The organism is Leptolyngbya sp. FACHB-321 (assembly GCF_014695975.1).
Lineage (GTDB): Bacteria > Cyanobacteriota > Cyanobacteriia > Leptolyngbyales > Leptolyngbyaceae > Stenomitos.
Window position 1 is genome coordinate 24594 of record NZ_JACJPI010000074.1, and the last position, 14306, is coordinate 38899.

Below are 14306 nucleotides of genomic sequence, written 5' to 3' on the forward strand. Positions count from 1 at the left end.
ATCGTGCTCGCCCCAATGCTATCGTGCTCGCCCCAATGCTTAAGATGTACGCAAGTTTTCTCAAAAGAATAAATAAGCGTTGATAATCGAGCTGTTCCTAGCAATATTTTTTTGCTTGGCTGAACAATTATCGTAGCTGTAGGCTCGGATCTCGTATGCGTGTTTTACTCCTCTATCCGCTGTTTCCAAAGTCGTTCTGGTCGTTTGATAAAGCCCTCGAATTAGTCGGACGGAAGGTCTCGTTACCCCCTTTGAGCTTGACTACAGTGGCAGCAATTTTGCCACAGACCTGGGAATTTCGGTTAGTCGATCGCAACGTGCGGTACGAGAGTAGTGCCGACTGGTACTGGGCAGACCTGGTGATCATCTCTGGGATGATTGTGCAAAAGCCCGATATGCTCTATCTTATCGAGTCGGCAAAGCGGCAGGGTAAGCTAGTAGCCGTAGGTGGTCCCTATGTTACCTCTGTGCCAGAAGCGGCGCAGGCAGCAGGAGCAGATTTTTTGGTGCTGGATGAGGGCGAAATCACCTTACCCATGCTGGTTAGCGCCCTAGAACGTGGTGAGACCTCAGGAGTCTTTCGAGCAGGTGACGAGAAACCTGCCGTAACGGATACGCCCGTGCCCCGGTTTGATTTGCTAGATTTAAATGCCTACGGCGATATGTCAGTGCAGTTCTCGCGGGGTTGCCCCTTTCAGTGCGAGTTTTGCGACATCATTGTGCTGTACGGACGTAAGCCACGTACAAAAACACCCGCTCAATTGCTGGCAGAGTTACAGGCGCTGTATGACCTGGGCTGGCGACGATCGATCTTCGTGGTCGATGACAACTTCATTGGCAATAAGCGCAACGTCAAGCTGATGCTGAAGGAGCTTGCTCCCTGGATGAAAGCGCACGGCTATCCCTTTACTCTGTCCACTGAAGCCTCAGTGGATCTGGCACAAGACCAGGAATTGCTCGACTTGATGATTGCCGCAAACTTTACGGCTGTCTTTTTGGGCATTGAAACGCCAGACACCGATAGCCTTTCAATGACGCAAAAGTTTCAGAACACCCGTAATTCTCTGGTAGAAGCGGTCAATACCATCAACCGTACCGGTCTGCGGGTGATGGCTGGGTTCATCATCGGTTTTGATGGCGAGAAAGCAGGCGCAGGCGATCGCATTATTGATTTTGTGGAAGCAACTGCCATTCCTCAGGCGCTTTTTAGTATGCTGCAAGCGCTGCCCAACACAGCTCTGTGGCATCGGCTCGAAAAAGAAGGACGGTTGCGGGCAGACGATGGCGAAGCCAACATTCACCAAACCACGCTCACTAATTTTGTGCCAACTCGTCCACTTGAGGAAATTGCGCGGGAATACGTCCGTTGCTTCTGGGAACTGTATGAACCCGATCGCTATCTAGCGCGAGTCTACCGTCACTTTTTGTCAATGCAGCCCAGTCCCAACAAAGCAAAATTCAAGCGACCAGGGCTGGTAGACATCCGGGCAATGCTCACCATTTGCTGGCGGCAGGGCGTACAACGCAGCACCCGCGTCCAGTTTTGGCGGCAGCTTTTTTCGATCCTGCAACGCAATCCTGGTGTGTTCAAGCATTACTTGACCAACTGTGCGCTGTTGGAGCACTTTATTGATTATCGCGAGATTGTACGCGCAGAAATCAATGCCAAGTTGGCAGAATATACCCCGGAAGAGGCAACGGCGAAAGTGGAAGCGATCGCGGTCAACTAAACGCCTTTGTAGGGACGTTACCTCTAACGTTTCTACAAAGAACGTCTCTCTTTCAAAGCTAGAAGCGTGTCAGATGTAGCGACCCAGCCGATCGCGCCATTTTCGCCCAGAATGACCGCGATCGCGGCTTGATGTTCGGTATCACTAAACGCAGCACAGCAGTCTTCTAGCAACAGGCAGTAGAAGCCAAGATCGCTGGCGTGGCGGTAGGTGCCCAACACACAGCATTCAGTCGTTACGCCTGTCAACAGGAGATGGGTGATGCCGCGATCGCGCAACTGTGCTTCCAGATCAGTGGCAACAAAGGCAGATTGAGCGGGTTTGTCGATCGTACGTTCTGTCGGTAAGGGGTGGAACGCATCCAGCAGAGCCGTTCCTGCTTCGCCCTGCACAAGAAATCTTCCCATGTTTCCCAGTGTGCCGACTGGATACCCAGCATTGGTATACCGGAGCTGTTTGCTGGGGGAGACATCGGACAGATCGGCTCGATGGCTTTCGCGGGTATAGACAACCAGAATGTCGTGGTGGCGACACCACTCAACCACTGTTTGAATGCGAGGCACGATCGCAGTAACAGCCGACAAATCAACACCCAAATTATGACCACAGAACCCGTCTGGATGGCAGAAATCGTGCTGCATATCAATGACTAGCAGTGCGGTTGTGCCCAGGGCGATCGGAAAAGGGTGTGGTGTCGCCGCCACAGAGAGAGAAGCATGACCAATCATTCGCGCTGTACCGTTGTTATTTCATCGCTGTAACGTATTGCGGTTCCAGCACTTTTGCAAGATCCGGTACGGTTTGAATTTGTCCCTGGTCTTTCAAAAAGGCTGCCAATTGGGTCATCGGCTTCAGCAGGTATTGGTTGCTTTTGGGATCACCTAACATCGCTATGTTCGTTGCTCTATCAGGTATCTGAATGCCTTTAAGCTGTTGATCGAGTTCTTCTGGTTTAATCTTCAGCCTGGCTGCACCAATTTTCAAACCTTCTTCACGATTGCTCTTCAAGAACTCAACGCCCTTGAGGTTGCCTTCCACAAACGCCGCAACAGTCTTAGGATTTGCCTGCGCGAATGCTGAGCTGAAGATGTAGAGGTCAGCGATCGCCGTGGGCATTTGCTTCGAGCTATAGATAACTCGTCCGTCTTTCTGCGCAGCGATCGCCTGATCACTAAACGGTGAATACGAATAAGCTATTTCCACTTTGCCCGCCTGGAATGCTGCTGCTGCCGCATCAGGTGGCGTGTTTATAAGCGTCACATCTTTGCCCGTTAAGCCAGCTTCAGCAAGAATTTGCAGCAAGAAGAAGTGACCAATGCCACCCAGCTCAACGGCGATCTTTTTGCCTTTAAAGTCTTTGATACTTTGGATGCTGTTACGCGCCAGCACAACATCGGCACCGAGCGACGTATCTTCCACCGTTACCACTTTGAAGTCTACGCCTTTAGATGCCAGCGTGACAGCTTCAGACGTTACAGGTGCCAGCGCATTAATTTGACCTGAGATAAAGGCTGGAAATCCCTGTGCCACAGTATCAAAGACTTTAATGGTGAGATCCAGCCCTAAGTCCTTAAAAAAGCCTTTTTCTTGAGCAATATGCAGCGGTGTGTTGCCAATCCAGGTAGTGATACCGATCGAGGCTAGTGCCACTCCACCGGCTGTCGTCGGTGCGGAAGACTGCGCGGTTGGTGCTTCGGGCGGTTTGGCACAGGCATGGAGACCTGCTCCTGCGATCGCCCCTGTCATCATCCACAAAGCTTGGCGACGTGTCCAACGGGGCGACTTAGAGAAATTCATCAATCCTGCCATCCTTGTAAGCTAACGAAGAATTGTGACATTTGTATAAAGCCCAGAATGCAGCAAGTAATACAGCAAGCGGAACGCGATTGTGAGGGCGAAGTGAGGGATTAGGGATGAAGGATAAAGGCTAAAAGTTTTGAGCGATGCCCCTGTTTCCCCTGCCTCCTTTGCCTTCCCTATTCCTACCTGTCTGTGCCTGACTCTGGCTTCTTACATTCGTATACCATACGCCGTTCATTCTGCCTCACTGTGGCTAAATTCACGCACGATCGCTGCTGCAATGCTATCTGTAAGCTGCTCTGCCATCCCTTGCCCCTTCTCAGCGCTGGCTCCCTTAGCCGATGAAAGCACCCCGGACGGTGGCACCCATTCGGTACGAGTGGGGTACATGTCGTAAGGTGGAAAGTCTGCGGGGCGATCGTCTGGGATTTGCTCCAGCCTGACTAGCTCGGGATAGAAATGCAGCATCAGTGACGTTTCAATGACGGCAGCATGTTCAAGCGCAAACCCTGGAAAGCCGTCAGGGAAAACGTGGCTTAACGTCTCTTCGGTGCAAAAATCCCAATACTCCAGTCGCATGATACGGAGTGGATGGGAAGTACCAAGCTCACGTAGGGCAAGGTCAATGCCTTCGGTGAGAAACCACTGATTTTCGTAGTGTCCATCAACGACGACAAGGTTTTTGACCCCGTGGCGAGCAAATTCACGAATGACATCCCGTGTCATCTGACTCAAACTTTGTCCATCCAGGCTAGTTGTCCCAGGAAAATGCTGTCCACCGCCCGATTTTGGCTGCGACTTATAACCATAGCTAAGGGTTGGCGCGACCAAGCCCCCTACCTTAGTGGCAACAGCCTGGGCGATCGCCGCACTCAATAGCGCATCTGTGCCCAAGGGCAAATGCGGACCGTGCTGCTCTAGTGCGCCACAGGGAAGCAATAGCACCAAGCCGTCATCCTGCAAGCGTTCTTGATAGGCAACCCAACTTAACGAACTCATCAAGACTGGATTCATGCTTACTGCTCCTCTTTTCAGCGATTAGCGATTAGTCATTAGCGCTGGCTCGGCTCCTGCTGGTTCGTTGCCTATTTGTAGCTCATGCTTGCATGAGGGCGTGTCTGCGTGTCCAATGAGGTGTTTTAGAGAAATGCATCAGTGTCATCCCTACAAACGAACGTGAACGGTTGTCACCGCTGAGGGTAAAACGCACTATACACACTGATGCCGCTAAGATTATGTGTCCGATGATGTGTTTCAGGCATTAGGTTTCGAGGCGATCGATCTTATACCAGCGCAAAAAAGACTGGCTACAGATTTTCCTGATTGATCCCCCAGCCTCTCTTAATGAAGTGGAAGCTTTAGACAGAGGGATCCTGCCTGATAGATGTAAAAAGGAAACTAGCCTCATGTGTTTCCGAGTGTCGCTGGGCAGGAGACGATCGCCTGCTGGCGATAGGGATTGGATGGCACAAAGGCTTAGCAAGAACACAGGTTTGGACAGCATTCGATTCAGGCAACAGACGGTGCTACAGCTTAACGGAGTGCTCAATGGGACGATTAGATGGCAAGGTGGCATTGATTACAGGTATTGCATCGGGTATTGGGCGGGCAGCAGCAATGTTGTTTACCGCAGAAGGTGCCCAAGTCTTTGGGGTTGATCGCGATCAGCCGACAGGACAAGCGCTCGCAGCGGCATTGCAAGCAGACGGGCGATCGTTCCACTTTTTCGCTGCCGATTTAGCTAACGAATCCGCGTGTGTGCAAGTGGTGGAGCAGTGCTGTGCAGTCTATGGACGCATTGATATCCTTTACAACAATGCGGGCATTGCGCTGATCGAGCCATTTGGCAGCACGGATGCAGCGATGCTAGAGCGAGTCATGGCAGTGAACTTTAAATCGGTCTTCTACCTGTGCCAGCAGGCGATCCCTCAAATGCAGCAGCAGGGCAGCGGTGTGGTGATCAATACGGCATCGGAACTGGCGATCGTGGCGCAACCCCTCTATACCGCCTACTGTGCTAGCAAAGGAGCCGTGCTGTCGCTAACCCGTGCGCTGGCGCTGGAATATGCCAAAGACAATATCCGCATTAATGCACTGTGTCCAGGACCGATCGCCACACCTATGCTGCAAAGTGAGTTTGACCAGGCAGATGATCCCGCGCAGGCAAAGGCAGAAGGCATTGCCACCATGCCGATCGGACGCTTGGGCGATCCGGTTGAGATTGCTCAAGTGGCGCTCTTTCTTGCCAGTGATGCGCCCGCTTTAATGCATGGTGCTGCACTGGTAGTCGATGGCGGTAAGACAATTTTTTGAGGGTGAGCGATCGTCAAGGGGGCGATCGCTCCGGTGAGGCTTGATGCTAGATTGTGACTTTGGCACTGGCGTTTCCTGGAAACAATGAATTATTGAGTGAGATCACAGTAGTGCTGATGTCCTCACAACCATTGCTCTAACCGTTTTTTGGCTTGAAACGAATGCTGCACTTTATTTTGACCTGGTTGGCAACAGCCCTATCGCTAGTGATCACTGACCACTTTGTAGAAGGCTTACAGATTGATACCTTCACCGACGCACTGATTGGGGCAGTCATTTTGGGTTTGGTCAATGCGATCGTCCGACCCATTCTGACGCTGCTCACGCTGCCGTTGACGATCATGACGCTGGGCTTGTTTTTGTTTGTGGTGAATGCCTTCACTTTCTGGCTTGTGGCAACGATCACTCCAGGCTTTCACATTGCGGGGCTATTCACTGCGCTAATTGGGGTGATCGTCCTCACGATCGTCTCTACGGTTGTGTCCTGGCTGGTGAGAATTATTGACCCAAGCGCGTGAAGGTTCCTGAAGCCGTTTAGTTTCTTAGCAGCGATGGGTGGCTCAAGAGCGATCGCCTCTGCCTAGTTTGGTATTGTCTCGTTCAAGCTAAGAAGTCCTCGATCGCCGTCCAACTGCACACTGATGCCCACAGGCAGCGCAGCGTTAACGCCATCATGACCAAAGGGCAAGTTTGATACAACGGGAATGCCAAGGTCACCCAGGCGATCGCGCAGCACCTCCTCTACCGTAAAACTGGGAATATTGGCAGGCGGATTGCACTGGCTAAAGCGACCGATCGCGATGCCTTTTACCTGCTGCAATGCACCGCAGAGCCGCCACTGGGTCAACATGCGATCGATGCGATAGGGCGCTTCCCCCACATCTTCTAGCGCCAGAATCGTGTCGGCAAAATCGGGCTGTGCAGGCGTTCCCAGCAGATTCGTTGCGACTGTAAGGTTGACGGTTAGCAAAAGTCCAGTAGCCTGTCCGCCGCTCCAACCTGTACCTTGCAAGGGTGCCAGCGATCGCCCCTCCACCCAATCAAACAATCGTTGTACCGACCAATCCGGTTCTGCTGCCAGCGTTGTCAAGAGCGGTGCATGAACGCCCGAAATGCCTTGCTGACTGAGGCTCATCAACAAACTGGTGATGTCCGAAAAGCCGATCAGCCATTTTGGTTCATGTTTTGCCCAAGACCAATCTTCCAGTAACCGCGCCCCGCCATAGCCACCTCTGGCACAAAGTATCCCGCGACAGTCTGGATCGTTAAGCGCGGTCAACAACTGTTTGCGTCGATCGCCATCTTTACCTGCCAGATAGCCCCAGCGATCGTCATAGCCAGGAGTGAGTTCAACACGGTAACCGTGCGATCGCCAGATCTCGACTCCACGCTGAAAGGCTTCAAACTCTCGCAACGTCCCGCTAGGTGCAATCACTTGCAGTAAGTCACCCGGTTGTAATGGCAGTGGCGGTTGGCAGGGACGCATAGGTTATGGCATTGCAGTCTAGACAAAAGGTTGAAACAGCGATCGGATACTCCATTTGTTCAAGCTTGTTCAAGTATGGAGCCAATACGCAATGAACTGACTAATAGCTGCGGTGTTGGCTTCTAACTGAATCTGAAGGTGCTGTTGAACTACGTGGGAAAGTTGACGAAGTTTGCTCCATTCAGGAGATTGAAGATTATCTACATGAACAACCTCTTCAGAATGCTTATCAACAATTATATGGACTGTGTTTAAGAGTTCTTCTATGAGGCTGTTCACAATCTCGGCATCCTGGCTTCTTGATTCATCTGTCATGACCATAAGCCAATTGAGAAGACCATTCAGACAGTCTTCGTAAGCAGCTAGCAACACTTCAAGCGGGTTGCCTGTCAACAAATCACCTTGTGAGAAATCATATTTTTGTTTCTTCTCCAACGTCGGTAATACGTCGATTTGTTGGCTCACAGGCAAAGCAAAAAACATGATGGCAGGTGATACTAAATCTAAGCGTTCTTTCACTTCTTTGCTCAAATTGAGCGTCATAAAAACCTTGTTGACCCAACGCGCTTATTTTCAGTTTGCTTGTTCAGCGATCACCTCACGCCGCTACGACTGCATTCGTTTCCTGTTTCTGTGTATCCAACCGTTCCAGGATCTCCAACATTTCGCGTTCAAACGCAACTTGAGCACGATTGGTCAGACCGCCAATGTAGAGCTGTCCATCCTTCTGAAGTGCCCAGATTTGGGAGTGAGAGACGTAGCTCATCATCACGCCCAACATGAGCAATCCAAAACCAGCGTAGACGATCGGTATGCTGGGGTCGGCTTTAATTTGCAGTCCCGTACTCCCGACAATTTCTTTCACTGCTAGCGTGACGCCATTCACCGGGGTAGACATTCCTGCGCGAACAGTGGAAATTAGCTTGCCAGATGTGTCATAGATCAGCAGCATTCCCTGCAAATCTTTAGCAATCAGGGAGACGCCAGCGCTCAAGTCAGGTTTTGTGGGAATCCACGTACCCCAGATGCGCCCACCTTTACCGCCTGTATCTAACTGCGCCATCGGTAGCTGAAAAATGGGGCTGTTGTTAATGCGAACCTGGATAGCAGAAATGCCCCAATCCGCCTGATACAGAGTCACACCGCGATAGCGCAACGGTTCATTCACATGAATGGTTTTGCGCTTGACTTCCTTCCCTTCACTGTCTAGCACCGACATATCTGAGTAAAACTGATCGATAGCCCCTGCGGGAGTGTAGTCAATCCAAAAGCGGTTGACCTTTACCGACCAATCTTTGGGAATCTGCGACTCTGCAAACGGTCCCGCATCCAGAATGTTTTTAATCTGAAACGTTTGACCGCTAGGCACCATCTCTTGCCCCACAAACCCTGTTAGCGCACCAACGATCGCGCCCACTAAAATCAGCAGCATACTGGCATGAACGACGATCGGTCCAATGCGCCCAATGATGCCTTTGCGTGCGTAAAGCGCGTCGTCCTGCCGAAACAGCTTGTACCGCTGCTCCTCTAACAGCGGCAACACATCATCCAGTGACGTTTGTTCAAATTCGGCACTGAGAGCAAATTTCTGAAACTGACGTGGCTGGCTGTAAAACTTGCGAGACGTGCGCGAAAACCAACGCAACGCCGGTAGCTGCCGCATAAAGGTACAAGCAGTCAGGCTCGACCCAAACAAAATTAACAGCGCCAAAAACCACCAGGTGCGGTAGACGTGATCCAACCCCAGAGTCAGCAGTACTTTCCAGGACAGAAAGCCAAACAGTGCCGGATGCTCTGGATAGTTTGCTTGGTAGAACGCAGCAGACTGCCCCTGCTCAACGACCGTCCCAGAAATGCTAAAGACCGCGATCGCCAACAGCAGGACGATCGCCAACCGCAGATCAGCCAGCACCGGCAACAGTTCCCGCCTAAAAAAGGTTTTGGGAGCCGTGCCCCAACCGGACAGACGCGTTAAGAAGGAAGGATTTGCAGACATTGGGTCAGTTTTTGGTTGTTAGTTTTTGGTTGTTAGTTGTAGAGCAGTCTAAGAACTAACCACTAAAAACTAGCAACCCTGGAAAGCAAAGAGAAAACGCCGAATCCTACTAGCAAAGCGCCGCTGGCTGGCGTAATCCAGCCCGACCAGCGACGGAGTTCCAATAATTTTTTGATCGAAGCTGTAAAGGTACCTGCCAGCACCAGTGGAGCTGCATAGCCAACGGTATAAGACAGCAATAACGCACTACCCACAACCGGATCTTTCGTCGCTGAAATCCATGCCAGAATGCTTGCCAAAACGGGAGTGCTGCATGGCGACGCGACCAAGCCAAACGTCAACCCAATGAAATACGCACGCACACCAGGTGGCAAGTCCTTAGAAATCCATTCCAGCCCCCCAACGGATGGCAGTCGCAAGGGCAGCGCTTCCAGCAGGTTCAGCCCCATAAGGATGGCGATCGCACTCACGACGATCGGCAACCCCAGTCCAATTTGTCCATAGATTTTGCCCACTACTGCCGCCACAATGCCTAGCCCTGCCAGCGTTGTCGCCAGTCCTAACGCAAACCAGGTAGACTGTGCTGCTGCTTGTAACCGCGTCTGGGTTTCGTACCCGCCAATGTAGCCGATCGTGATAGGCAGCATCGACAGCATACAGGGCGTAAGGCTTGTCAGCAGACCTGCCAGAAAAATGATGCCAACACTGGCTGGCGTAAGGTGAGCCAATTGCTCAGAAACTAACGTATTGGCAAAATGTTCCAACCAGTAAAGCTGGGTTTGCAGCGTTTCAATCATGCTGTATCTAATGTCTTGCTCTAAAGAATTAGCGCTACATCTATCTTACTGGAGATAGAGAGGCAGAGGGGAGTGGGGAGGCAGAGGGGGAAAGGGAGGCAGAGGAAGCCGGGGAAGAGAGCTTTGCTTTCGGCTCACTGACCCCAAAAAATCTTGCCCGTTTTACCAAGCTCGCATAGACTGATTAGCCTACACTAAGTTCTGATTGATGTAGAACCGTTCGTCCCTGGCTTCCCTCTCTGCCCCTGCGCCTCTTCCTTTCCCAAACTATTGTGAATCTGCGCCTCTTTATTCCCTTTTTTGATACGTCGGCTCAAGGTTGGGCTTCTGAAGCACGCTGGCTGCGATGGCTAACGTTTTTGTGGCTGCTTATTGGTCTAGCGGTGTTGTTTTCAGCGTCGTATGCGGTTGCGGATGCCGATCGAGGCGATGGACTTTACTACTTCAAAGTGCAGATTCTTTGGATTTTGGTAGGGTTGGTCGGGTTTAACCTGGTTGTACATTCGCCGTTACGCTACATCGTTGGTATTGCCGATTGGTTCCTAGTCATTATTTTGGGACTGATTCTCATAACGGCGATTCCTGGGTTTGGTACGTCTATCAATGGTGCAACCCGCTGGCTTTTTCTCGGACCCTTTCAGATTCAACCGTCCGAACTGATTAAACCGTTCCTTGTCCTCCAAAGCGCACGCATCTTTGGGCAATGGGATCGGTTGAAGCGGGGCACTCGTGTCCTTTGGCTGGGAATTTTTGGGCTAGTGCTGGTAGGTATTCTTCTACAGCCAAATCTTAGTACCACAGCACTATGCGGGATGTTGCTATGGTTTGTCGCTTTAGCAGCGGGGTTGCCCTATACATACATGGGTGGCACAGCGCTGGCAGGCATTGGTTTAGCTATCATCAGCGTCAGCTTTAGAAGCTATCAGCGTCGACGCATTTTGTCCTTCTTGAATCCCTGGGCTGATGCCACTGGAGATGGCTATCAGTTGGTGCAAAGTTTGCTGGCAGTTGGTTCTGGTGGGCATTGGGGCACAGGCTTTGGGCTGTCGCAGCAAAAGCTATTTTATTTGCCGATTCAGTACACTGACTTTATCTTTTCGGTATTTGCCGAGGAGTTTGGCTTTATCGGCTGCGTGTTGCTAATGGTGATGCTTCTTGCCTATGCCTCACTGGCGCTACGGGTTGCTATGAAGACACAAAACCAGGTGTATCGGCTGATTGCGATCGGCATCATGGTGTTGATGGTTGGGCAATCACTGCTAAATATCGGTGTGGCAACAGGGGCACTGCCCACAACAGGCTTGCCGTTACCCTTGTTTAGCTATGGCGGTAGCTCGATGATTTCTAGCCTGGTGTCAGCCGGTTTGCTAATTCGGGTCGCACGTGAAAGCAATGAAGCGAAAGTGGTGCGCCTCGACGATCGTCGCCAACCGAAAGGATTGAAGGCGCGGTCGGAGTCACCAAGAGCAACTTGATTGGGAGGAAGGGCACTGGAGAGGAGGAAGCAAGGGAGGCAAGGGAAGTAAGAGTAAAGCCTCCGAATGCGCTCAAAACTTTCTCTCATTCCCTTACTTCTCTCCCCTCATTCCTTACCGCTCCGCCGTCACAGGCTCGCGTACCGACATTTGCGTCACCGCTGTTTCTAAGGCAGTACTGTAGACTTCGCAGGAATTGTTCGGGCTTTCGATCAGTTTGATTTTATGCAACTGTGCGCCGATGTCGCGGATCGGTTGCTCTAGCAACGCGCGGATATGCACCGCGATGTTCTCGGCGGTCGGCACGACTTCAGCGAAGTAAGGAATATCTTTGTTCAAAAAGGTGTGATCAAACGGTTCCACCACGTAATCATCCACAGCTTTCTGGAACGCAACGAGGTCAGCAATCATGCCTGTGCGAGGATCAATATCGCCCTTGATGGTGACTTCGAGGTGGTAGTTGTGACCGTGCCCGTTGGGACGAGCGCACTTGCCGTAGATCTCACAGTTTTTTTCATAGCTGAGGTCGGGGCGAGCCAGTCGGTGGGCAGCGCTGAAGTGGGTGCTGAGGGTAAGATAAGCTTCCATGTTGTTTCCGTAGTAGTCTGCCCAAAGTTCGGGGTGTTCAAAAAGCTGAATATGGACGATCGGCAAGTGAGGAGACAACCGTTGCCAAATGGTACGGGCGATCGCCTCTGTCGTTGGCAGAGTTTCCTGAAACTCCGCCCAGGCTTCATTGAGGTAAGAAAAGTCTAACTGGCTGGTTACTTCTTTTTTGATGACCTGCTTCACGTCAGACAGGTTCAACACCATGCCGTATTCATCGAGTTCGCCTGCCATCGAGACATAGAGGACGTAGTTGTGCCCGTGTCCGGGCGATCGAGCACAGGCACCAAACCGCTCAAAGTTCTCAGCCTCACTCAGTTCTGGTAGCCAATAACGATGACTGGCAGAAAACTGGGCACGGCGATCGATAATGCATTTCATAGGCAGGGAAGAAGAATGGAAGGTCTGTTAAGTTCCGTTAACCACGCTCTTTTCAGGATAAACCATTCGCTCAAGTTAAAGACTGAGTTACTTGACCTAGCGATCGAGCCAAACACACATTACAGCCGCTACCCAGTCTCTTGACCGTTCCTAACTTTTGGTGTCAACCAGATCCGGCACAATAGTTCAGAACGCTTTTACCCGATTGATGCATGAATTGGTTGCTTGACGGAATTCAGACCACCCTTGCCGAACTACTGCGGCTCTTTGCTGCTCCTCTGTTTGAGGTCGGCAACAATCGGTATTCGCTCAGTTTGATTGTGACGCTGATGGTGGTCAGTGTGGCTGTCTTTTGGGTGTCGCGTGCCGTCAGCAATTTGATCAATCGACGACTGTTGGTGCGGTTGGGGTTCGATCGTGGGAGCCGTGCTGTCGTTACCACCTTTGTCCGCTATCTGTTGACTGCGATCGGCTTTGTCATCGTGCTGCAAACGGCAGGCGTAAACCTGAGTTCGCTGACCCTCTTTGCAGGGGTCTTGGGCATTGGTTTGGGCTTTGGGCTGCAAAACCTTGCCAGCAACTTTGTCAGTGGGCTGACACTACTCGTCGAGCAACCTATTCGTGTGGGTGACTTTATCGAAATCGACAACTTGCTGGGTACGGTCGAAAGCATTTCGATTCGATCGACCACTGTACGCACCCTCGATGGCGTGTTTGTCATCGTGCCCAATATCCGCTTTGTCGAAAACAACATCATCAACTGGAGTTACCGTGATCCTCGCTGTCGCCTTCACGTTCCCGTTGGCGTAGCCTATGGTAGCGATACGCTCATTGTCACCGAAGCACTCCTAGCCGCCGCGCGGAAAGATCCGAAAGTGCTAACCGATCCTTCACCCCGTGTTTGGTTCAAACGCTTTGGTGATAGTGCACTGGACTTTGAATTGCTGGTTTGGATTAATCAACCCACTGAAATTGAGCCAATTAAAAGTTCGCTCTATTTCACGATCGATCGCGAACTGCGTCAGCGCAACATTGAAGTACCCTTTCCCCAGCAAGATCTCAACATTCGCAATCTTGAACAACTAGCACACCTGTTTCAGCGAGACGGTGCGGTGGATGGCAACGGCAAACATGCAGAAAAAGATTCCATTAGCAGCCGCAAACCCACCCCAAAAGCACCCAACAATTTGACCCTGCGCGATATGCTGCGACGGATTTCCTACTTCGAGCAATGCACTGATGAAGAACTCTTGCAGTTAATTGAATATGGCTATCGGCAACTCTTTCCCGCCGACCAGATTGTCTGCGAAGAAGGCACCCCTGGCGAGTCGTTCTACATTATTCTCAACGGCTCGGTCGAAATCTTTTCTAAACGAGCCGAGCAGTATATCGCCACCCTGAATGAAGGCGAATTCTTTGGCGAAATGTCGCTGCTCATGGGCATCCCGCGATCGGCAAGCGTTAGAACACTCGACGATACCGTTCTCTTCGTCATTGAGCGCAACGATCTACAAACACTCCTCCAAGATCATCGCGGACTCGCCGACCAGATCGCTCATCAGCTCATGGAACGCCAGCAAACCCTGCGCCAAATGGGCATCCTGTCGGAATTTTCTGAAGAAACGCCATTCGACAAAGTTCGCAAACGACTGCAAACGCTGTTTGGGATTTAGGGAAGGCTAAAAGCTGAGGGCTGAAGGCTAAGGGCTGAAGCATTGAGTT

The 14306-nt window shown here is 51.4% G+C and carries 13 protein-coding genes; 5 read left to right on the forward strand and 8 right to left on the reverse strand.

All coding sequences use genetic code 11. The features are described 5' to 3' along the window. Positions 1-155 precede the first annotated feature (155 nt). Positions 156-1730 carry a B12-binding domain-containing radical SAM protein gene (locus H6F76_RS21145; RefSeq protein ID WP_190511287.1) on the forward strand — a complete coding sequence of 525 codons (1575 nt, stop codon included), beginning with the start codon at positions 156-158 and terminating at the stop codon, positions 1728-1730. A 32-nt stretch (positions 1731-1762) separates the two neighbouring features. Here H6F76_RS21145 and H6F76_RS21150 read toward each other — a convergent pair whose 3' ends face one another. From H6F76_RS21150 to H6F76_RS21160, 3 genes are all read right to left on the reverse strand, one after another. After that, positions 1763-2458, reverse strand: a complete 696-nt coding sequence (locus tag H6F76_RS21150; RefSeq protein WP_190511288.1) for an isochorismatase family cysteine hydrolase — start codon at positions 2456-2458, stop codon at positions 1763-1765. 16 nt (positions 2459-2474) lie between these two features. Continuing rightward, positions 2475-3527, reverse strand: coding sequence for an ABC transporter substrate-binding protein (locus tag H6F76_RS21155; protein ID WP_190511289.1), 1053 nt, complete (start codon positions 3525-3527; stop codon positions 2475-2477). A 237-nt stretch (positions 3528-3764) separates the two neighbouring features. Further along, the gene (locus H6F76_RS21160; RefSeq protein ID WP_190511290.1) at positions 3765-4544 is read right to left on the reverse strand and encodes a creatininase; all 780 of its coding nucleotides are present in this window, start codon (positions 4542-4544) and stop codon (positions 3765-3767) included. A 534-nt stretch (positions 4545-5078) separates the two neighbouring features. Here H6F76_RS21160 and H6F76_RS21165 point away from each other — a divergent pair. Both H6F76_RS21165 and H6F76_RS21170 read left to right on the forward strand, forming a co-directional pair. Beyond that, complete coding sequence (locus H6F76_RS21165; protein ID WP_190511291.1) at positions 5079-5843, forward strand: SDR family oxidoreductase; 765 nt, start codon at positions 5079-5081, stop codon at positions 5841-5843. Positions 5844-6004: 161 nt separating this feature from the next. Next, positions 6005-6361 (forward strand): phage holin family protein, encoded by a 357-nt coding sequence (locus tag H6F76_RS21170; protein WP_190448981.1) that lies wholly within the window; start codon positions 6005-6007, stop codon positions 6359-6361. A 62-nt stretch (positions 6362-6423) separates the two neighbouring features. Here the strand turns inward: H6F76_RS21170 and H6F76_RS21175 are convergent, their stop codons facing one another. The 4 genes from H6F76_RS21175 to H6F76_RS21190 form a co-directional block, all read right to left on the reverse strand. Beyond that, positions 6424-7329, reverse strand: a complete 906-nt coding sequence (locus tag H6F76_RS21175) for an LD-carboxypeptidase (RefSeq protein WP_190511292.1) — start codon at positions 7327-7329, stop codon at positions 6424-6426. A 69-nt stretch (positions 7330-7398) separates the two neighbouring features. Further along, complete coding sequence (locus H6F76_RS21180; RefSeq protein WP_190511293.1) at positions 7399-7872, reverse strand: hypothetical protein; 474 nt, start codon at positions 7870-7872, stop codon at positions 7399-7401. Between the two features lie 55 nt (positions 7873-7927). Next, a complete protein-coding gene (locus tag H6F76_RS21185) occupies positions 7928-9325 on the reverse strand; it encodes a cytochrome c biogenesis protein (protein WP_190511295.1) in 1398 nt (465 codons plus the stop codon). Between the two features lie 62 nt (positions 9326-9387). Then, complete coding sequence (locus tag H6F76_RS21190; RefSeq protein WP_190511297.1) at positions 9388-10122, reverse strand: cytochrome c biogenesis protein CcdA; 735 nt, start codon at positions 10120-10122, stop codon at positions 9388-9390. A 272-nt stretch (positions 10123-10394) separates the two neighbouring features. Here H6F76_RS21190 and H6F76_RS21195 point away from each other — a divergent pair, with 272 nt between their 5' ends. After that, positions 10395-11597, forward strand: a complete 1203-nt coding sequence (locus tag H6F76_RS21195) for an FtsW/RodA/SpoVE family cell cycle protein (protein ID WP_190511299.1) — start codon at positions 10395-10397, stop codon at positions 11595-11597. Positions 11598-11711: 114 nt separating this feature from the next. Here H6F76_RS21195 and H6F76_RS21200 read toward each other — a convergent pair whose 3' ends face one another. Beyond that, on the reverse strand, positions 11712-12584 hold the full coding sequence (locus H6F76_RS21200; RefSeq protein ID WP_190511301.1) for a 6-carboxytetrahydropterin synthase: 873 nt from the start codon (positions 12582-12584) through the stop codon (positions 11712-11714). Positions 12585-12796: 212 nt separating this feature from the next. Here H6F76_RS21200 and H6F76_RS21205 point away from each other — a divergent pair, with 212 nt between their 5' ends. Further along, positions 12797-14257, forward strand: coding sequence for a mechanosensitive ion channel domain-containing protein (locus tag H6F76_RS21205; RefSeq protein WP_190511303.1), 1461 nt, complete (start codon positions 12797-12799; stop codon positions 14255-14257). Positions 14258-14306: the final 49 nt, after the last annotated feature.